The 21898-nt window shown below is 36.9% G+C and carries 12 protein-coding genes; 5 read left to right on the top strand and 7 right to left on the bottom strand.

Translation table 11 applies throughout. The features are described 5' to 3' along the window. Positions 1-34: 34 nt before the first annotated feature. The 7 genes from ACIEHO_RS13395 to ACIEHO_RS13425 all read right to left on the bottom strand — a co-directional run bounded on the left by ACIEHO_RS13395 (position 35) and on the right by ACIEHO_RS13425 (position 13836). Positions 35-388: a hypothetical protein gene (locus ACIEHO_RS13395; protein ID WP_406972555.1), complete on the bottom strand. Its 354-nt coding sequence runs from the start codon at positions 386-388 to the stop codon at positions 35-37. Positions 389-1081: 693 nt separating this feature from the next. Continuing rightward, positions 1082-3511: a DUF4982 domain-containing protein gene (locus ACIEHO_RS13400; RefSeq protein WP_406972557.1), complete on the bottom strand. Its 2430-nt coding sequence runs from the start codon at positions 3509-3511 to the stop codon at positions 1082-1084. Between the two features lie 221 nt (positions 3512-3732). Next, complete coding sequence (locus ACIEHO_RS13405; protein ID WP_406972559.1) at positions 3733-4434, bottom strand: hypothetical protein; 702 nt, start codon at positions 4432-4434, stop codon at positions 3733-3735. Beyond that, positions 4431-7694, bottom strand: coding sequence for an alpha-amylase family glycosyl hydrolase (locus ACIEHO_RS13410; protein ID WP_406972561.1), 3264 nt, complete (start codon positions 7692-7694; stop codon positions 4431-4433). The genes ACIEHO_RS13405 and ACIEHO_RS13410 overlap by 4 nt, the downstream gene beginning before the upstream one ends. Before the next feature lie 64 nt (positions 7695-7758). Further along, positions 7759-9141 carry a SusE domain-containing protein gene (locus ACIEHO_RS13415; protein WP_406972563.1) on the bottom strand — a complete coding sequence of 461 codons (1383 nt, stop codon included), beginning with the start codon at positions 9139-9141 and terminating at the stop codon, positions 7759-7761. A 17-nt stretch (positions 9142-9158) separates the two neighbouring features. Further along, positions 9159-10706: a RagB/SusD family nutrient uptake outer membrane protein gene (locus ACIEHO_RS13420; protein WP_406972565.1), complete on the bottom strand. Its 1548-nt coding sequence runs from the start codon at positions 10704-10706 to the stop codon at positions 9159-9161. A gap of 10 nt (positions 10707-10716) precedes the next feature. Next, a complete protein-coding gene (locus ACIEHO_RS13425; protein WP_406972567.1) occupies positions 10717-13836 on the bottom strand; it encodes a SusC/RagA family TonB-linked outer membrane protein in 3120 nt (1039 codons plus the stop codon). Between the two features lie 249 nt (positions 13837-14085). Between ACIEHO_RS13425 and ACIEHO_RS13430 the strand changes: the two genes are divergently transcribed. From ACIEHO_RS13430 to ACIEHO_RS13450, 5 genes are all read left to right on the top strand, one after another. Next, the gene (locus ACIEHO_RS13430) at positions 14086-15159 is read left to right on the top strand and encodes a LacI family DNA-binding transcriptional regulator (protein ID WP_406972569.1); all 1074 of its coding nucleotides are present in this window, start codon (positions 14086-14088) and stop codon (positions 15157-15159) included. 132 nt (positions 15160-15291) lie between these two features. Continuing rightward, positions 15292-16650, top strand: a complete 1359-nt coding sequence (locus ACIEHO_RS13435) for an MFS transporter (RefSeq protein ID WP_406972571.1) — start codon at positions 15292-15294, stop codon at positions 16648-16650. A gap of 13 nt (positions 16651-16663) precedes the next feature. After that, the gene (gene pgmB / locus ACIEHO_RS13440) at positions 16664-17341 is read left to right on the top strand and encodes a beta-phosphoglucomutase (protein ID WP_406972573.1); all 678 of its coding nucleotides are present in this window, start codon (positions 16664-16666) and stop codon (positions 17339-17341) included. 71 nt (positions 17342-17412) lie between these two features. Further along, positions 17413-19731, top strand: coding sequence for a glycoside hydrolase family 65 protein (locus ACIEHO_RS13445; RefSeq protein WP_406972575.1), 2319 nt, complete (start codon positions 17413-17415; stop codon positions 19729-19731). Positions 19732-19743: 12 nt separating this feature from the next. Further along, on the top strand, positions 19744-21858 hold the full coding sequence (locus ACIEHO_RS13450; RefSeq protein WP_406972577.1) for a glycoside hydrolase family 97 protein: 2115 nt from the start codon (positions 19744-19746) through the stop codon (positions 21856-21858). Positions 21859-21898 lie beyond the last annotated feature (40 nt).

A 21898-nucleotide genomic window follows, 5' to 3' on the forward strand; every position in this document is an offset into this window, starting at 1 on the left:
TTTTAATGATTACTTACCAATTAATATGGCATGATTAGTCAACTAATTCTTTGGTATATGCGGCTAAATCAATACAGTTTTCCATTTGGTCAAATTCAGCGCTATACTCGTAATCCTTAGTAAATGTTATTGGGCTCAAATCAAAATCTTTGAACTTATCATTGATGGCTTGGCATTTTTTGAGCAAAAGCTCTGCAGTATCCTCTTCATTAAACCTTACATCATTTTTTAATAGAAATCCCATTAAATAAGAGGATATGGAGTTACGCACACTTCTGCATACCATATATGGTACGACATCTTCTGCCGGTCTATTCAATTCGCTTTGCGCTGATTTAAGAAATTGTTCGGCCTGTTCGAATTTGATTTTGATATTATTGGTGTCCATAAGTGAATATTTTAATTAACAATAGAGAATTGTAAAACTCGTAATGAGTAGGTACTAAAATTATGTAAATCAATATTCTTATTTTATGACTTTTGTCAGGAACTATTTGAATGTCAGTATTGAAAAGGGGTTTTGGCTACGAAGTTATTTTACCCTATATCAAGAATGTAACGATATATTTTATTTGGGGTAGGAGTAAATATGGGGTAGAAACATATGCCGACTTTAGCTGATTGTCTTATCCTCTGGGTTCTCCTTCTGATTTGATTTATTAATCAAACGGAAGAAAAGTTGTGAACTGAAATAAAAACTTTTTGGTTCGATATTCACCGAAAAACTCTTATTTGCGAATAGGGCGGTTTGAACTGTAGATATTAATGTGTTTCGCTATAATGTTGACGTGTTTTTTATTTCGTTGTATTTTAAGGCTTATCTATGCCAGTAACATAATTGGTATCATCAACAAAGGTTTTAAAACGATATTGAAACTTTCGTTATTGATAAAAACTGTCGACGGTTACTTGGTAAACAGACTTTTCTCTTGGCATATTGTATCTAGGCCATCTTTGCCACCTTGAATGGAGATTCCTGTTTATATCCAAACCATGCTTGATTGGTCTGGGAAATAAATATTTTTTTTGTAGTTAATAATGTTAGGCTCCTCGGTATTTATAGATTACGGTTATCATGCGTTTAAAATTTTACTGACTTTATTTTAACTACATTCTTTTTCAATCCTTTACCAGAAACGGTCAATATAATATCTCCAGCTTTATATGATGATTGAACTAGCACGACCAATTTACCACTAAATAATTTCATAGTTGGTAAATGAAACATTTCTAATGAGGTGGCATCGCCATTACATGCCGCTCTGTAAGTGCCATTTCCAGTAACTTTAAACTTTAGTTGGTTGTTGGCTGTTGGACAAGGAATATCATTTTTATCAAATACAGAAACTTCAATAAAACTAATGTCTTTACCATTGGCTTTTATTACTTTTCGGTCTGGAGACAAAACAATTTTATAAGGTTTCCCTGCAGTTTTTATGGTTTTCTCGACAACTGGTTTTTGGTTATCTTCGAAAGCAACAACTTTAACTTCCCCCGGTTCATATTTTACATCCTTCCACATTAAACGGTATCTGTTTTGAGGTGTAGAATCATTTTTCTTTTGGATACCCATACTTTTTCCGTTTATAAAAAGCTCTGCACTATCGTAATTGGTGTAAACAAAAATCGGTGTTGTTTCTCCTTCACGTCCTTTCCAGTTCCAATGAGGCAAAATGTGTAAGGTTTCGTCTTTAGTGTTCCATCGGCTTCGATATAAATAGAAACGGTCTTTGGGTAGACCAGCTAAATCGGAAATTCCAAAATAAGAACTTCGTGAAGGCCAGCTTTCGTCGTATGGTGTTGGTTCACCCAAATAATCAAAACCAGTCCAGACAAACTCGCCCATTACCCAAGGCTTGTCATCTTGCAATACAAAATCTTCATCTGGCACATTAGACCAGCTACAAGCTTCTAAATCGTAAGAAGAACATTGAAAATCGTCGTATTGCTTCATCTTTTCTTGAACTACTGGAAATTTGTATATACCGCGCGAGCTCACTGTTGAAGCTGTTTCAGACCCCAAAATAAACCCTTGCGGAAATTTGTTGTATGCTTCTTCGTATAGATGAATACGGTAGTTAAGCCCTGGGATGTCCAGCAATGCACCAAAGCCAGACTCCATTACTGCTTTTACGCGGTCCATACCCACAGTTACGGGTCGGGTTGGGTCTTCTCTGTGAAAAATATCCTGTAGCCATTTAGCACGTTTCACGCCTTCTGCACCCCATTGGTCTGGAACTTCGTTGCCAGAACTCCACATAACAATACAAGGATGGTTACGGGTGGCTCTAACTAGGTTGACAACGTCTTTTTCGGCATATTCATCAAAAAATCGATTGTATCCGTTTTTTACTTTGGGCTTTTTCCATTCATCAAAACTTTCGGCCAAGAACAAAAAGCCCATTTCGTCGCAAAGCTCAAGTTGTTCAAACGACGGCATATTATGTGAACTTCTTATAGCGTTGCAGCCCATGTCCTTTAAAATGGTTAATTGCCTACGTAATGCCGCTTTATTAACCGCCGTTCCCAATGGTCCCAAATCATGATGCAGGCAAACGCCTTTAAACTTGGTTATCCCGCCATTCAGACTAAAACCTTTTTGGGCTTCATATTTAATATTCCTAATACCAAAACGTGTTGATGTTTCATCTTTTAATTCGTTGTCAACAAACAATTTAGAGACAGCTGTATATAGATATGGGGTTTCGGGACTCCAAAGTTTTGGGGTTTCGACTTTTAGGTTTTGGTCAAATTCGTTCCCGAATTTTGTTGATGTTTTAAGTGAAGTGATTTCGTTGCCATCGGAATCAAAAATGCTTGTAACTAAATATCCATTTGTACTTGATACTTTGGTTTTCACATTCACTTTAGCAATGCTATCACTAATATAAGGTGTGGTAATAAAAGTACCCCATTGGTTGATGCTTTCTTGGTTTTTTATAATGAGGCTGACTTTTCGGTAAAGGCCAGCGCCAGGGTACCAGCGTGAAGCGAATTCTTTATTGGTTAGTTTAACGGCCAAGATGTTTTCGCCTTCTTTTATAAAACTAGAAACGTCAAAATAAAAATAACTGTATCCATAAGCCCATTCGCCTACTTTTTTGCCATTCAAGTAGACTTGCGGTTCGCTCATGGCACCTTCAAAAAGCAAAATTGTTTTTTTGTCTTTTTGGACTTCAGTAATATCGAATGTATTTCTGTACCAAGCGGTCCCTATGTGCGGTAATGATCCAGTTCGGCCTGTTTTTTCGGTGGCCACTTTTTCGCCATTCTGTATAATGGCCGTGGTTTGTTTGTCGATTTCTTTGTCAAACGGACCATAAATGGCCCAATCGTGCGGCACTTTAACGGTTTGCCATTTGGAATCGTCAAAACTCATTTGTGAAGCATTTTGGTAATCACCTTTTTTAAATTTCCAGTCGGTATCCAGAATTTTTACTGTTCTGGTTTGGGAATGGCTTAGCTGAGAGAATATAGAAATAAGGATCAGAAATATTTTGAATGGTTTCATTTGTAGTTTTTTGCTATCAGTTTTTATCGGAAGGTTTAAATAGATATCCAACCATTTTTATCGATTCAACTTTGTATTTTTAATCATTACCCAAATATACTTTTTTTGAACTTTACTATGGTTAGTATATGAAAAAAGCTCCTTTTTTAAGGAGCTTTCCAACAAACTAAACTAAACAAACTAATTAGTTTTGTTTTAGAACTGTCTAAAACAAAACACCATTAATTTACTTTAAACTCAAAAACTTCAGAATTTGATGTATTTCCTTTACTGTCATATGTTTTTACAAGCCAGTAATATGTATTTCCAGATACAACATTTACCAAATATTCAGATTTAATAATGTCTGTTGCTACTGTTTCTGTTGGAGGGTTACTCGAGCCAAAAAGTAAATCATAGTTTTCAATATCATCATCAATATCGTTGCCCTTCCATTGTAAAAATGCGTTGGGGATATTTTCGCTTAAGGACTCCCCCATATTTGGAGAAATTAACTCAGCCGGAAATGGAGCGTACGATTTAATTGCCTCACCGGCATTGTAAAAATTCCAAGTGTCACTTCTTGCTATGATGGCTGTTTCATTATTAGACACCACATACCATGCGTATGGCGTACCGCGCAAAATAGTAATGGTTAGGTCTGAAACAGTGCTATTATATTGGGCAATGGTTTGAGTATCTAAATTTTTAAGAACTAATTGATACGAGGTTGTGTTTTCTGCATCTTCCCAATCGAATGTTACGTCGCTTTCGGTATCAGTTATATTAGTGCCTTCATTACACTCTGCATTTTTATTGGGAAAGACCAACGTAGCAGAATTCGGTGGTACTATTTCCTTCGGGTCTGGTTCTGGATTGGAGTCTCCACTGCTACAACCAAAAATCAATAAAATGCCTGCATATATATAGAATTGCTTTATCATTGTTTAACTATTTTTAATTGGTTGTTTTCAATCTTATCATTTATGGTAAGTATGTAAACACCCTTGGTTAAATTTGAAGTAGATATCTTTATATTGTTTTCATATCCAATATATTCATAGACCAATTTGCCTAAAAGAGAATATAGTTGAATCGTTTTTTCTGAAGTTGAATTTCCTAAATAAACGTCAAGTATATCTTTAACGGGGTTTGGATAAGCCTGAATGCGATTATGAAAATAAATGGTATCCTTAAATTCGCCCTGACAGTCTTTTTCACCATTTACCTCTATAGTATTTGCTCCCGGTTGCAATTCCAGGTCAATATTAGAAAGGAAAGTTTGTATGGTAGAGCCGTTTAAGGTTATATAATAGGAATCACTTCCACCCATATTTAAGCTTACGGTACCTTTGGTTTTATCAATTTTCGAAGCCACCGAAATGTCCTCGGGTTCAGTAATGCTTATACTAAAGCATTGCTCATAACCTGATTGGTTTTTTATGGTAATACAAGCTTCATAAGTTCCGGTTTCTAAATTTTCGGCAGAATAAATAGTGGTAAAAGTATCTTGGATATCCATACCATTTCCTGTAATGGAAATGCCATAATTTAAATTTAAATCAGCCGAAATGGTAACGGTACCATTATTACTATTGGAACAGGTTTCACTGCCCGTTTGAATGCTAAAATTGGTAACGGGGAGCGTAAATATTTCGCAACCATTGGCATCAACAGTTGTTCCAAAAGGGGTGTTGGCACAAAGATCGTTATTATTGGTAACACCGTCACTGTCTAAATCATTCGCGTCTATATAAGGTTTGTCCCCGTATATGCGATATTCACCAGGAGCTAATTCAATGGTGGTCGATACATTATCAACTTGAATTGGGGCATTGTTCTCTAATAGATTATACCAAGTACCCGTGGTTTGGAATTCTGGATTGATACTCATGGTACTTGTTCCAAAATTTCCTATAATCGTGATATATTGAATATCATTGGCGGTGGCACCATCATATGAAAGGTGGACGGCTTTTCCTGCATCCATAAGATTGGTCGTAAAGGTTTCTGTCTCAAATATGGGCTCATTAATCTTTAAATCAATAATTTTTGACCAAGTTTCATAAACTGCTCGTCTTTTGGGGTCTTCAAAATATTCCCAAAGAATGGGCTTTTCTCCTGTACGGCCGTTAAAGTCGATACTTACGTCATACCCCAGCTCTCCAAATTGCCAAATCATTTTAGGTCCAGGTACCGTAAAGAAAAATGCGCCAAATGATTCTAATCGTTCTAAATACTCATTAACATTGCTTGCGTCAACCATTAGTCGTTCTTCATCATGGCTTTCCATATAGGAAACGGCCGAAGGCCCATCAAAGCCTTTTACTTTATAAGAAAGGTTTGAAATGTTCGCATTACCATCCATCAAAGCGGCATAATCGTGGTTGAGGTTATTCCAAAGCATGATGCCCTTACCTTCATCGGCACGATAATCGGCCCATTGCTTTTCTTCGGATATGCCACCTAGATGCTCAAAAATTATATAGAAATCTGAATCTGTTTCCCATTGGTAGTCTGCATATTCTTTTAGGATTTCTATCCTATCGGGCTGAAGGTTATCGGTACATCCGCCATCGTTTTCCGAACAATTTTGCGTAAATCCTTTAGTTAAATCCCAGCGAAATCCATCTACGTTATATTCCTCGATCCAATATTTCACGGTGCGCTCAACATATTGTTTGGTGGCTGTAGATTGATGGTTGAAATCGTTAAAGACATTATAGGCATGCTTAGGAGTAGCGTTAAAGAACGGATTGTCTTCTGTTGCCTGACCGTTGTAGCCTCCATTTTCGGTATTCCACATGCGATAATAAGGATTTTGTCCCGATGCATGGTTGTAAACCACATCAACCAACACCGCTATACCACGTTTGTGACATTCGTCAATGAGTTGTTTGAATGCTTCTGCAGTTCCATAGTGTTTATCTAATGCCATATGAAATGAAGGATTATAACCCCAGCTTAAATTGCCGTCAAACTCATTTAGGGGCATAAATTCTATAGCGTTAACCCCGAGAGTTTCTAAATAATCAAGTCGGGCTTTAACGGCATCAAAACTATGAAGTGCATCAAAGTCCCTTATGAGTAATTCATAAATAACCAAATCGGTTTTTTTAGGTCTTTGAAAATTTGTGACTTGCCAGTTGTAATCTGAATCACCAGTTCTCAATAATGTTACGGCATGATTAGTTAATCCAGTGGGATAGGAAGGCAAATTAGGATAAGTAACCGATTCAATATATTGGTCATTAAATTCATCTAAAATAACTGTAGAATAAGGGTCTGCTATTCGTAATTGAGAATCTACAAGGTATTGAAACATGTGGTTGGATTGCGGTGTTAAACCTGTTAATTCTAACCAAAACCTGTCACGCGCGGTATCCTGGTTCATTAGGTAAGTTGCATCTTCCTGCCAATTATTAAAATCTCCAATTATATGTACTGTACTTTTACCCGGTGCATAGAGTACCAATGTTGCTTTGGTATTGTCATTTGGATCTAAATTTATACCATCCAACAGACCAGTTGGGACAGGGTTTAAAGGTGTTAAGCGAGCACTAAAGCTTTTGCTTAAAATTTGACTTCCATCGTTGGCTTCTAATATAAAATCGGTGTCTTCTTTTACTATAAAATCAAAACCGTAATTGGTAGTGCTTGATGCTGTATCAATCTCACTTCCGTTAGCCTTTAATGAAAAGTCTGAAATAACCGTAGTAGTTGCCGAAATAGTTATTTGTGTACCAGAATCTACAATTGTTAATTCTTCCAACGGGGAAGTTAGTGTAAGCTCGTTAACAACACTATCAATTAAAATGTTAAGGTCGGTTGATTGGGAACTTCCATCAGCACTTCTTAAAACAATATCAATAGCTGTAATTGTGCCACTAGGGTTACTGTAAAAACCTTTTATAGATGGGGTCATTTCGAGGCTATAGATATTGCCCGAAACAGGTGTTAAGGCCGGTTGTACAGAATTATTTCCCCAGTCACCTATTACATTGGTCCAATGTGATGTATTATTAATTGTTGCACCTGTATGCGCATAAATGATTCCCGTATAGTCTTCCAATGGTGTGCCTGTAGCATCAAATAGAAGGGTGGCAGGTTGGGATTCTGTTGGGGTAATGCCTCCTTCCCATGATAATTGCGCAAATATTGAAAATTGGCATAATAAAAAAGTTAGTAATAGTATTTTTTTCATAGAAATTAATTTAGATAAAAAAGGACAGATTTTACTTCTGTCCTTTTTTACTATCTATTATTATTTATTGAATTTTGTTTAATTGATAGGTATTATCATTTAAATCTACTCTAACTCTATATAAACCAGCGGCCACGGTGATATTATTATCCGCGTCTCGATCTAGAACTCCATCTAAATCAGCATCACCAAAGTCGTCGCCACTTCCCCAATCATTATTAGATCTAAATTTAATTTCACCATCAATTAGCGTTGCAATATCGCCATACAAAATATTTTCTTGTATTTCGGTAAGCGCAAAATCAGGTCCATCATTTCCCCAGTCATTATACCCAGAACCAACAATACCCCAAACATCAGCTTCAACTATGGAATATTCATTAGTATTGAAATTGACTGTTATTAGATAGTGGCCTTCGGTGACGGTAATATTATTATCAGCATCTTGGTCTAATACACCATCTAAACCGGCATCACCAAAATCATCACCACTTCCCCAATCGTTGTTACTTCTAAACTTAATCTCTCCATCAACTAATTTAAGGCTAGCTTTAAATGTATCAGTGGTGTAGTCATAATAGAGTTTTCCATCAGGACCGGCATTTCCCCAGTCATTATAACCAGAACCAACTACACCCCATGAATATGGTTCAATAGTATAAGAGTTATCATTAGTATTGATTGTAATTTTATAATCGCCTGCGGTAACATTGATATTATTGTCAGGATCTTGATCTAAAACTCCATCCGAACCAGCATCACCAAGGTCATCACCACTTCCCCAATCGTTATTAGTTCTAAATTTAATTTGACCATCTATTAAACTAACATAGCTTACTATAACACCAGATTCACTAGTGGTGTAAAAAAGACCATCTGGTCCACCGTTGCCCCAATCATTATAACCAGAACCAACTACACCCCATTCTGAAATTTCATACTCAGAACCTCCGCCTCCAGCAACTATTTCTGGTAAAACAGCAGTAAGAGCTGCGACAGGTGAAAATTGTTCTGTTGTCGAACTGGCATCTCCTGGGTAAGCTCTAACTCTAAAAGCAAAAGTTCCTGTATTTGAAGCCTCAGTATCTGGATCGTTGTCTAAACCAGCTTCAGTGGCTAATGATAAAAAATCACCAACTGTTAAACCAATTTCGTTAGACATGCTTTCACCTCCAATATTCTGAGCATCTGAAAAATCACCCAAGGCTGAGTATTGTAATTGGTAATTGATGTTTGTTGGTACGCCAAATTCTGCATCATTGAAAACAAATCGTTCAGCAACGTTTGAAGAGGTTTGAGGAGTTAAAACATACTCAGATAAAAAAGTATTTACAAATTCAAATTCTCCTACGGGAGCAGCAGTAAATACTAAATCATCATTTTCTTCACAGGCATTAAAGCTTATTACTGCCAATGCCATTATTAATATAAATTTAATTTTTTTCATCGTTTTGTTTTTTTAGTTTAGAAACCTGAGTTTTGGGTTAAGTTAGGATTAGCCTGAATAGCGGTTAAAGGAATAGGGTAAAGTTTATAATGTTCTGGAATTGAAGCGCCATTAGCTACTCCGCCTTTCCAAGGCCAGGTGTAAGCACTGCCAGTAAATTTACCAAAGCGTATTAAATCTGAACGTCTGTGACCTTCTAAATTCAATTCTCTCGCACGTTCGTCCAGTATAAAGTCTAAAGTTAAATCTGATGACCCAATAGTGGTAGCGTTTACACGAGTTCGAATATCATTTACATATTGCAACGCTGTGTTAGAGTCTCCTCCATTGGCGCCCCTTAATACACATTCTGCATAAATAAGGTAGGCGTCTGCTAACCTAAAAAGTGGAAAATCAGTACTTGAAAATTCTGTTGTAACACCAGAACCGTCAGAGTTGGTGTTTCTAAATTTAACAGAAGGATAGCCATCAGTCCATTCGCGATAGTCATTCATTTCAAAATTGTGACCATCGGTCCAGAATAAACTAGCTCTCTCGTCGTTTGTAGTTCCTAGGTCACCGTAAAGACCATACCAAGCTTGGGTGGCTCTATGTCCAGTCCATCCAGCTGTTGATCCAAAATCTCCGGGATCCATAGTGTCTGTACTTAAGTTTCCGTTTACGATATAAGTCGTGTTTCCATAACTTCTACTCGTGTCGGCATCTGCAATCAATGGAAATATAATTTCGTTTGATGTGTTGTTGTCTGCCGAAAACAGTTTAATAAAGTTTGGCTCTAATTGGTAACCACCATCATTAATTACTTTGTTGATATAGGTTAAAGCTTCATTATATCTCGCTGTACCCGTATAAACCTCTGCATTAAGATATAGTTTCGCTAAAAGCATTTGTGCAGCGGAATTTGTCGCTCTACCGTAATCGTTGTTTGGTGGTAAAGTGCTTTCAATGGCTAAAAGTTCACTTTCAACATAATTGAACAATTCTAACCTCGATGCTTCGGGTAGCAAATCCGTTCCTCCAAAGTTTTCTTCAGTAGAAAGTACACCTTTGCCAAAAATGTCAATTAGATAATAGTAGGCTAAGGATCTTAAAAAACGCACTTCGGAAATGATGCCCTCTTGGTTTTCCACGCTTACGTTTTGTAGAACCGTCAGTAAATTGTTACACTGTGGAATGGTAAAATAAATACGATTAAACAAATACCTGAAGAATTTGTTGTTTTCATCCCAATTTGATGTCGTGGTTAATTGATCTAAACCATCATCGCCCCATCGGTTTTTAATGCCATCGGCAGCAAAATCCTGCAGGTTTACAAGGTTTCTTAAAAATGGAGATTCTCCAGGATCATCTCCTTGAATGTCGGATTTGTCAGCTGCTTCGATGCTTGATAATGCAAACGATGCATACAATCTAGCCAAAATACCTTTTACGGCATTAGGGTCTTGCTCCAATAGTTCTTCTAACGTAAGCTCTACTAAAGGCTGCGTATCTAAGTCGTTTGTACAGCTACTGGTAGAAAACGCCAGAGCTAAACTAAACAGGATTATATAAATTTTATTTTTCATATCTAATTTTTTAAAAGTCAATATTTAAGCCTAATGTATATACACGTGGTCTTGGGTAAAAATCGCTATCTATGGCATTAAAATTTTCTGGATCTTGTCCGCTATAATTTGTTATTAGAAACGGGTTGTTCACAGAAGCATATACTTTTAGGGATACATCTTTAAACGCTTCGTTTACTGTTAGACCTAATGTGATGTTCTCACATCTTAAGAAGGCAGCACTTTCCAAATAGTAATCTGAAAAAGGAACATTACCATTTCTGTTAATAAAATTCGTGTCTGATAGCCCAGAATAGAAATCAACCACATTATTTAAGCTTTCGGTATTTGAAGGAATAGCGGCTTGAACATAACCAATAGCTAGATTACGTGAGTTATAAATTTGTCCGTCTAATTGACCTCTAAAGCTGGCGCTTAAATCCCAGTTTTTGTAGTATGTTGAAAACCCGAATCCAAAAGTCCAATTAGGTCTTAATGCTTTATAATAACGGTCATCATTTGTTATTTGTCCGTCACCATTAAGGTCTACAAAAGAACCAAGGATTGGTCGACCATCCAAATCATAAACTTGTTTGAATACCCAAGCAGAATAAACTTCCTCGCCAACCACATGTCTTGCTAGTTTCACTCCGGTTCCTGTTGGAATGTCCGACTCATCGGCTGAAATATTGCTAACCCCATTTAAGTTGGTTACTTCGGTTTTACTGTAAGCTATATTGCCATTAAGATTTAGTGTAAAATTTTCATTTTCAATAGGAGTAATGCCTAGGTTTAATTCAAACCCTTCATTTTCTGTTTCTCCAATATTTTGAGGGAATAAATTGGTAAATCCTTGACCAGGTGCCACAGGAGCTAGGACTAAAAGATCTTTTGTTTTTCTTTTAAATATGTCGAAAGAACCTGAAACGGCACTATTGTCGAACAATCTGAAATCAATACCCGCGTTGTACGTGGTTGTTTTTTCCCAAGTTAAATTCTCGTTGAACGCACGAGCAGAGTATAGTGAAACACCTGGCAGATATTGTGTTGTGCTATTGCCCACGGTAAATAGGGGTGATGAAGGGAAAAAGCCACCTGCTAATCCCGTAATATCTTGTTGTCCGGTTTTACCATAACCCACTCTTAACTTTAGTTCTTGGAAAAAATCAACGTCTTCTAAGAAACTTTCTTCGTTGATTTTCCATGCCAATGCTGCTGCTGGAAAAATACCCCATACATCATCAGCCCAAACGTCTTCTTTAACAAATAGGGAAGAGGCATCAGCTCTAACAGAAAAGGTCAATAAGTACTTGTTCAAAATATTTATATTACTTCGTCCGAAAAAGGATTGTAAATTAAGAACGTTATAGTATCGGAAATTAGGGTTGCTTTCGTTTACCTGAAGCTCTCTAAGCCCAGTTTCGTTATCGTATAAATACTGTTCTTTGTTACCGTCGTTTTTGAAATTTTGGTACCCGTAGCCTCCTTGAATTTCAAAACTATTTATAACAGAATCGTCAAAATTTTTATTATATACCAAATAGCCTTCTAGGGTGGTATTGGTAATATGCTGGTTTTCTTTAAAGTTTACCCCGGGATTAAAAATGTAACTGTTGGAGGTGTTACTTAATCGGTAGGTCGCAATGGAGTTTTCGCTGTAGCGTTCTAATATTTCAGATCTTGAAGCTTCAACACCAAGGTTTACAACAGCTCTAAGTTCTGGTAGAAAATGCATTTTGTAATCCAACTCAATATTTCCTAAAATTTTATCTGTCTTTTCAGGTCTTGAACGCTGTTTTAAAAGAGCAAGTGGATTGGATTGCCCAATAAGCATTCCAGGAGGGTTAGATGTCGAAGAGGTCGTTGAAAAAAATCCGCCAAAACCTGAACCTTCATCGTAAAGAGGTTTGGTAGGATCCATTACTACAGCTCCAAATAATGCGCCGCCTTCATCAATGGCGTTCTTTTTGGCTGAGATACCTTTTAAGTTCAAATCAACTTTTAAGTGATCGTCTAAGAACTTAGGAGTAAGTTTCAACGAAGCAGTTAAACGTTCGTAATCACTAGTTTTTACAACACCCTCTGTGTTATTGTAGCCTACTGAAGCCCTAAAAGGTATTTTTTGGAACAGATTAGCTCGTGCACTAAAGTTGTGGTTCGTTGAAATGGCCGTCCTATAAATTGCATCTTGCCAGTCGGTATTATAAATTGCTCTTTCTTGTCCGTTGGAATCTGTAAACGTCTGAATAATTTGCTCGGTCGTATTTACAGAATTAATTGGCACGCCTAGTCTATCTGATGCTCCGGTCTCAAAAATGCCTTTATTTTCAAACTCATTGATAAAACGAACAAAATCAGGCCCATTTAGGACATCAATTTTTTTACTTACCGTGTTCGACGACATACTTGTGGAGAAATTAAATTTCGCTTCTCCAGAAGTTCCTTTCTTGGTTGTAATGATGATAACACCATTTGATGCTCTGGATCCATAAATGGCTGTTGCTGATGCATCCTTTAATACACTGAAACTTTCAATGTCATTAGGATTTACCAGACTCAATGGGTTTTTAACACCTGCTGGGTTTGTGTTGTCAATAGCAATTCCGTCAATAACAATTAGTGGGCTGCTGTTGGCGCTTAATGAGGCACCACTCCTAATCCTAATATTTGGTTCGGAATCGGGCTGACCTCCGGCGTTTGTAATTCTAACTCCAGGTGCCTTACCATTTAAGAGCTGATCAGCCGATACTATTGCCCCTTTGTTAAAGTCCTCTGAAGAAACCACATCTACTGATCCAGTAAGGTCTTCTTTTTTTACGCTACCGTAACCAATAATGACTATTTCTTCAAGTTGGGCGGCATCTTCCACCAAAATAACGTCTAATGTCGGTTGTCCTGTATAGGTTATTTCCTTAGTTTGATAACCTACAAAGGTAAATACAAGAACGTCTCCGTTGTTAACTTCAATTTCATACAGTCCGTCAAAGTCTGTTGCTGTACCATTAGAGGTGCCTTTTACAACAACATTTACTCCGGGAAGCGGAAGGGAAGTTGATTGCTCAGTTACTGTTCCTTTTAAACTATTCTGCCCGAATAAAAATACAGGCAAGGCTAGCATAAAAAACAGCAAACTTTTAGTAGTTGTTTTCATATAATTTTGTTAAATAATGAATTAAATAGTTTAGTTATATTTTCACTTCTCATGTCAAACCTATGTAAAGAAACTGTTAAGAAATAATTTTTGTTTACGAAATTTTTAGCGAAAACGTTTTCGTGTTGACAACTTTTCATTAATTGGGCTTAAAAATGATAAAAACGTATAAGTGGTTGTTTAGAAAAATGTTTTCATAACTTTATAAAAAGAAGTAAATAATTGTTACTTTTCAATGAATTCTAAGACATGAAAAAAAAAATAACTTTAAAGCAAATAGCAAAGGAACTGGATGTTTCGGTATCTACAGTATCCAAGGCCTTGAGTGGAAGCAAAGAGATTAGTGAAGATACTACTCAAAAGATACAAGCTTTTGCTAAGTTGTATAATTACAAGCCTAATAACATTGCTCTAAGTTTAAAGAACAGAAAGACCAAAACCATTGGTATTTTAATTCCTGAGATTGTACATCATTTTTTTTCAACCGTAATTCGAGGGATAGAAAGGATAGCCAATAGGCGTGGATATAATGTTATTGTGGGGTTGTCAAATGAGTCGTTTGCAAAGGAGATTATTAATATGGAAATGTTGGCCAATGGTAGTATAGATGGGTTTATTCTGTCCATTTCAAAAGAAACATTACTAAAACAAGATTACCACCATTTTCATGCCACTATAAATCAAGGTATGCCCATTGTAATGTTTGATAGAGTGGTAAATGAAGTAGATTGCGACAAAGTGATAGTTGACGATTTTAACGGAGCGGTAAAAGCAGTAAAGAAACTTATTGAAAACCATTGTAAAAATATAGCCCTAGTTACTACTATGGATTATATTAGTGTAGGCAAACTTAGAACTCAAGGGTATCTTGAAGCTTTAGAACATCACAGCATAGTTCCCGACCCCAATATGATTTTAAAAATCGATGACAGTTTAAATGTGGAAAACCATTTGGAAATACTGGAGACCGAAATCGCTCAATTTTTACAAACGAATCCCAAAATTGATGGGGTTTTTGCTGTTAACGAGTTGTATGCCGTTACGGTTATGAAGGTAGCCAAAAAGCTTGGGTTTCATGTTCCTGATGATATTCAAGTCATTGGTTTTACCGACGGTGTACTTTCTAAACATGCCACGCCAAGTTTAACCACGGTAAGTCAGCATGGTCAAAAAATGGGGGAACAAGCTGCAAATTTATTGATAGACAGATTGGAAGCAGAAGACGCCGAAAGTGAACAGTATTTTAGTAATAACAATGAAAAGCGCGATTTTATAAAGGTGGTTATTGAGACTGAAATTATTGAAAGAGAATCAACTAAATAAAAATTTATTTGGAAGAATAAAAATCTTTTCTATATCTTTGATGCGAAATCAAAACTTATATTTTCACTTCTCACGTAAGTTTTGATAAGTAAATATCGCTTATCAAATAGTATTAATTAAACATACTATTTAATGGAAAAGCGTAGATTAAGTTTCTTGGAAATTTGGAACATGAGTTTCGGATTTTTAGGAATACAGATGGGTTTCGCCCTTCAAAATGCCAATGCCAGTAGAATTCTTCAAATTTTCGGAGCCGACGTTCACGAACTGTCATGGTTTTGGATAATTGCGCCCTTAATGGGGCTAATAGTACAACCCGTTATTGGGCATTACAGCGATAAGACTTGGGGACGTTTTGGCAGGCGTAAGCCGTATTTTTTAATTGGAGCCATTTTAGCTTCTGTAGGTTTGGTGCTTATGCCACAGGCCGATATGTTTATTGCCTATTTACCTGCCTTATGGGTAGGTGCAGGAATGCTAATGATTATGGATGCGTCTTTCAATATTGCCATGGAGCCGTTTCGCGCTTTAGTAGGTGATAATTTAAGGACAGACCAACGTACTTTAGGCTTTAGTGTTCAAACAGCGTTAATTGGATTTGGAGCAGTAATTGGTTCTTGGTTGCCTTATGCCTTGGCTAATTGGTTCGGTGTTTCAAATGAAACTACTGCGGGAGCTGTGCCTTCAAACTTGATTTGGTCTTTTATTATTGGAGCTATTATTTTAATTGTTTCCATTTTAATTACTGTATTGACGACCAAAGAGTATTCCCCAGAAGAGTTGGCGCTAATTGAAGAACGGAAAGCGCAATCTGATGAGATACAGATAGTCGTTGAAGAGAAGGAGTCTAGTTTACTGGATATTTTTGAAGACTTTAAAAAAATGCCCACCACCATGCGTCAATTGAGTTGGGTGCAATTCTTTTCATGGTTCGGTCTTTTTGGTATGTGGGTATTTGCAACGCCGGCCATTGCACAGCATACTTATGGTTTGCCTTATACCGATAGCAATAGTACTGTCTATCAAGATGCTGGTGATTGGGTGGGGATATTGTTTGGTGTTTACAATTTAGTTTCTGCATTTTATGCATTCGCATTACCATATATCGCAAAAAAAATAGGAAGAAAAAAAACACATGCAGCTTCTCTTGTTATAGGAGGTATAGGACTTCTTTCAATTTACATAATGCCAGATAAAAATTGGCTCATTGTCTCTATGGTTGGTGTGGGTATTGCCTGGGCCAGTATTTTGGCCATGCCTTACGCTATTTTGGCGGGTTCTATTTCGCCCAAAAAGATGGGGGTTTATATGGGTATTTTTAATTTCTTCATCGTGATGCCACAAATTATCAATGCTTTAATTGGTGGTCCGCTTGTAAAGTATGCTTATGGTAACCACGCCATATTTGCTCTGGTTATGAGTGGTTTAAGTTTTTTAATCGCAGCATCTTTAGTGTCTAAAGTTAAGGATGTTGACGATGTTGTACAATAGAATATAAAATAGAATGAATAGTAAAATAGGAGTCATTTTCGATTTAGATGGTGTTATTGTCGATACCGCAAAATACCATTATTTGGCATGGAAAAGCCTTGCCGACGACTTAGGTTTTGAATTTACCGAAAAGCACAATGAATTACTAAAAGGCGTGAGTAGAGTTAGGTCTTTAGAAATATTACTTAACATAGGAAAAGTTCAACTTTCAGAAGAAAAGAGACAAGTCGTTTTAGTGAGTAAAAATGTAGAATATCTGGAGTTCATAAAAAAAATGAATTCAAGTGAAATTCTCCCTGGGGTACAGGATTTACTCGATACTTTGGATGAGTTGGGCATAAAATACGTACTTGGATCGGCAAGCAAAAATGCGCCACTCATTTTAAAGCAAGTTGGTCTTTTTGACCGATTCACAGGTATAGTTGATGGCAATAGTGTCTCTAAAGCCAAGCCAGACCCAGAGGTGTTTTTAATTGGAGCTGAAAAGTTACATCTACAGCCAGAGCAGTGCATCGTTTTTGAAGATGCAATTGCAGGAATCGAAGCTGCCAATGCAGCAAACATGATTTCAATTGGTGTTGGCGATAAAGCTACACTTGAAGAAGCGGATTTCAATATTGAAAGTTTAACGGAGATTACCGCCGATTTTATAAGAGAGTTAGTTAAAGGAAAAAAGAAACAAAAAGTTTAGAAAAAGGAAAAGGAGGTTCTTAATTAGAACAGCTATTTTCTCAAATCTAACCTGTCATATCTTAAAAAAGGATGAATCAAGATTATATAAAACCAGACAACTGGTCTATCATAGAAGAAGGTTTTGACCCGAAGCGTGTAAAGTCTTCCGAAAGTCTGTTCAGCATTGGTAATGGAGCCATGGGACAGCGTGCCAATTTTGAAGAACAATATTCTGGCGAAACATTTCAAGGAAGTTATATTGCGGGCGTATATTATCCCGATAAAACCCGTGTAGGGTGGTGGAAAAATGGCTATCCGGAATACTTTGCCAAAGTGCTGAATGCGCCCAATTGGATTGGTGTTAGTGTTAATGTTAATGGTGAGGTTTTGGATTTATTCAGCGTTGAACAAATAGAAAATTTCCGCAGGGAATTGAACATGAAAGAAGGCTGGTTGTCCAGAAGTTTTACTGCTACCCTTTATAACGATACTAAAGTTAAGGTTGAGGTTTTACGCTTTTTAAGTTTGAATTTAGATGAGCTGGGAGCTATAAAATATAACGTTACGCCGTTAAATGCTGATGCCGAAATTGAGTTTAAACCCTATTTGGATAGTGGAATTACAAATGAAGATACCAATTGGGACCATCAGTTTTGGAACACAACAAACGTAGAGGCCAATGGCAATCAAGCGTTTATTGAGGCACACACCATGAAAACCGATTTCCATACCTGCACATTTATGGAAACCAGTGTTTTTATTGAAGATACTCAACAAAATATTAAACCAGAACAGTCTAAAACGGAAACCATAATTTCTTTCGATTACAATTTAAAAGTCAAAAAAGGCCAAACAGTAAGCCTGGTTAAGTTTGGTGGATATACGGTTAGTAGAAATCACGAGAAATCGCAGCTTATGGATGCTGCAAAAACCGTTTTGGCCAAAGCAAATAGTTTAGGCTTTACCTCACTTTTAGAAGGTCAAAAACAAGCATGGGGCGATATTTGGAATATGTCAGATATCACAATTGACGGTGATGTTAAGGCTCAACAAGGCATTCGTTTTAATATTTTTCAGTTAAACCAAACATATTTGGGGAAAGATTCCAGATTAAACATAGGCCCCAAAGGATTTACCGGTGAAAAGTACGGCGGAAGTACCTATTGGGACACCGAGGCCTATTGCATCCCGTTTTATATGGCTACGAAAGACCAAAATGTAGCACGAAACCTTTTGGAGTATCGTTACAATCACTTAGAAAAGGCCATTGAAAATGCGGAAAATTTAGGTTTTAAAAATGGAGCAGCACTTTACCCCATGGTAACCATGAATGGCGAAGAGTGTCACAACGAGTGGGAAATTACTTTTGAAGAAATACACCGAAACGGTGCCATTGCCTTTGCCATTTATAGCTATTACCGTTACACCGGCGATTACAGTTATATTCCTGAAAAAGGCCTTGAAGTTTTAATTGGTATAGCTCGATTTTGGCACCAACGTGCCAACTTTTCAACCAACAAAAATAAGTATGTCATTTTAGGAGTTACAGGTCCAAATGAATATGAAAATAACGTGAACAACAATTGGTACACCAACTACTTGGCTCAATGGTGCATTAATTATGCTATTGAAAACATTAGTAAAATAGAAACGGAATATGCTTCCGATTTTATTCGAATAATGAACAAAGTGAAGCTTTCAACTTTGGAATTGGCCGAATGGAAAGCAGTTGCAGATAATATGTATTTCCCGTATTCAGAAAAGCACAATGTTTATCTTCAACAAGATGGGTTTTTAGATAAAGAGTTAATCACTGTTGCCGATTTAGATAAAAATCAACTTCCAATAAACCAAAAATGGAGTTGGGATAGAATATTGCGCTCACCATACATAAAACAGGCCGATGTACTTCAAGGTTTTTACTTTTTTGAAGATCGATTTAACCATGAAGAACTCCAGCGCCATTTCGATTTTTATGAGCCTTTTACGGTTCACGAAAGTTCACTTTCACCCTGTGTACACAGTATTCAAGCGGCCAAATTGAATAGGATGGAACAAGCCTATGCGTTCTATTTGCGTACATCACGTTTAGATTTAGACGATTATAACAAGGAAGTCCACGAGGGACTGCACATTACAAGTATGGCAGGAACATGGATGAGCATTGTAGAAGGTTTTGGCGGTATGAGGGTAAAGAATAATACGTTGCATTTCGAGCCTAAAATCCCAGAACAATGGCAAGGTTTTTCCTTTAAAGTGAATTTTAGAAACCAAATCATCAAGGTTAATGTAACAAAAAAGAAGACCATCTTTAAATTGATTAGTGGTGATGATTTAGAAGTATTAGTGAATGGGAGTCCCGTAATGATAAAGAAAGACAGTGCTCTTCAAACTCAATTTGACAATTAAAAAAGCAAAAATATGAAAACATATATTTTAACTATTGCCATATTCTTTTTGGTGTTCTCTTGCGTTCGTGCGCAAGAGCTCGAGTCCCCAAACGGAGAAATAACTCTTAAATTTCAGTTAAAAGATGACGGAATACCTACGTACCAACTCTTTTACAAAAACAAAGTGGTTGTTAATACGAGCAGATTGGGCTTTGAATTAAAGAGTGATAAAAAATCATTACTTGATGATTTTACCATTTCAAATACCGAAACGATTGTTTTTGATGAAACCTGGAAGCCTGTTTGGGGTGAAGAAAGTGAAATAAGAAACCAATACAACGAGTTGGCTGTAACCTTAAAACAAAACGAAACCAATCGTTCCGTGCTTGTTCGTTTTCGTTTATTTAATGATGGGTTGGGGTTTCGCTATGAATTTCCGCAGCAAAATGAACTCATATATTTTGTGATTAAGGAAGAAAAAACACAATTCGCTATGACGGGCGACCATACCGCTTTTTGGATCCCTGGAGATTACGATTCACAAGAATACGATTACACGGAATCTAAACTTTCAGAAATGCGAGAACAATTTGATACTGCTGTAACTCACAATGCTTCACAAGAACAGTTTTCAAAAACAGGGGTGCAAACCGCATTAATGATGAAAACTGATGACGGCTTGTACATTAACTTACATGAGGCGGCACTCATAAATTATTCATGTATGCACCTTGATTTGGATGACGAAAATTTTGTTTTTGAATCGCATTTAACACCAGATGCTGTTGGAGATAAAGGTTATATGCAGGCGCCGTGCAATTCACCTTGGAGAACCATAATGGTAAGCGATGATGCCCGTGATATTCTGGCATCAAAAATAACTTTGAATTTAAATGACCCTTGTAAAATTGAAGATACATCATGGATAAAACCAGTTAAATATATTGGGGTTTGGTGGGAAATGATTACAGGAAAAAGTTCATGGGCCTATACTGATGATGTGCCTTCTGTTCAGTTGGGAGTTACAGATTATTCAAAATTAGAACCTAATGGAAAACATGCTGCCAACACAGACCACGTTAAATATTATATTGATTTTGCTTCAAAACATGGTTTTGATGGTGTATTAGTTGAAGGATGGAACGAAGGTTGGGAAGATTGGTTTGGTAAATCGAAAGATTATGTATTCGATTTTGTGACACCTTATCCAGATTTCGATGTTGATGAAGTACATGAATACGCTAAATCGAAAGGTGTTAAAATGATAATGCACCACGAGACTTCTGGGGCTACAAGAAACTACGAACGCCACATGGATAGCGCATACCAATTTATGAAAGACAACGGTTACGATGCAGTAAAAAGTGGTTACGTAGGCAACATTTTACCAAGAGGAGAACACCATTATAGCCAATGGATTGTAAACCATTATCAATATGCTATTGAAAAAGCGGCCGATTATCAAATTATGGTCAATGCCCATGAAGCGGTGAGGCCAACAGGAATTTGCAGAACCTACCCCAATTTAATTGGTAACGAATCGGCTAGGGGTACCGAGTTTCAGGCATTTGGCGGCTCTAAACCAAACCATGTTACGGTATTGCCCTTTACACGTTTAATTGGTGGCCCAATGGATTATACTCCAGGTATTTTCGAAATGGACATTAGCAAGTTAAATCCTGAAAATAATTCACATGTAAATAGCACTATCGCCAACCAATTGGCCTTGTACGTTACCATGTGCAGCCCATTACAAATGGCTGCCGATTTACCAGAGCATTACCAACAATTTATGGACGCCTTTCAGTTTATTAAAGATGTGGCAATAGATTGGGACAAAAGTGTTTATTTGGAAGCCGAGCCTGGTAAATACATCACGGTGGCTCGTAAAGAAAAAGGGACTAATAATTGGTTTATTGGCAATGTAAACGGTAATGAAACAAGAACTTCCAAAATCGAATTTGATTTCTTGGAAAAAGGTAAAACGTACCTAGCAACTATTTATTCTGATGCCAAAGATGCCCATTATAAAACCAATCCGCAGGCCTATACCATAAAATCCAAGAAGGTAACAAGCAAATCAAAATTGTCGCAATTGTCCGTTCCTGGAGGAGGGTATGCCATTAGTATTTTGGAAATTAAATAAGATGAGAACATGATAGGATATATAAAGAATCAAAAAAGTA

Source organism: Flavisericum labens (assembly GCF_045446075.1).
GTDB lineage: Bacteria > Bacteroidota > Bacteroidia > Flavobacteriales > Flavobacteriaceae > Flavisericum > Flavisericum labens.

Excerpts from the sequence above, each read along its gene's own strand:
- ACIEHO_RS13450 (WP_406972577.1), top strand. The coding sequence starts at position 19,744 with ATGAAAACATATATTTTAACTATTGCCATATTCTTTTTGGTGTTCTCT.
- ACIEHO_RS13430 (WP_406972569.1), top strand. The coding sequence starts at position 14,086 with ATGAAAAAAAAAATAACTTTAAAGCAAATAGCAAAGGAACTGGATGTT.
- pgmB (WP_406972573.1), top strand. The coding sequence starts at position 16,664 with ATGAATAGTAAAATAGGAGTCATTTTCGATTTAGATGGTGTTATTGTC.
- ACIEHO_RS13435 (WP_406972571.1), top strand. The coding sequence starts at position 15,292 with ATGGAAAAGCGTAGATTAAGTTTCTTGGAAATTTGGAACATGAGTTTC.
- ACIEHO_RS13415 (WP_406972563.1), bottom strand. The coding sequence starts at position 9,141 with ATGAAAAAAATTAAATTTATATTAATAATGGCATTGGCAGTAATAAGC.
- ACIEHO_RS13410 (WP_406972561.1), bottom strand. The coding sequence starts at position 7,694 with ATGAAAAAAATACTATTACTAACTTTTTTATTATGCCAATTTTCAATA.
- ACIEHO_RS13445 (WP_406972575.1), top strand. The coding sequence starts at position 17,413 with ATGAATCAAGATTATATAAAACCAGACAACTGGTCTATCATAGAAGAA.
- ACIEHO_RS13420 (WP_406972565.1), bottom strand. The coding sequence starts at position 10,706 with ATGAAAAATAAAATTTATATAATCCTGTTTAGTTTAGCTCTGGCGTTT.
- ACIEHO_RS13400 (WP_406972557.1), bottom strand. The coding sequence starts at position 3,511 with ATGAAACCATTCAAAATATTTCTGATCCTTATTTCTATATTCTCTCAG.
- ACIEHO_RS13425 (WP_406972567.1), bottom strand. The coding sequence starts at position 13,836 with ATGAAAACAACTACTAAAAGTTTGCTGTTTTTTATGCTAGCCTTGCCT.
- ACIEHO_RS13395 (WP_406972555.1), bottom strand. The coding sequence starts at position 388 with ATGGACACCAATAATATCAAAATCAAATTCGAACAGGCCGAACAATTT.
- ACIEHO_RS13405 (WP_406972559.1), bottom strand. The coding sequence starts at position 4,434 with ATGATAAAGCAATTCTATATATATGCAGGCATTTTATTGATTTTTGGT.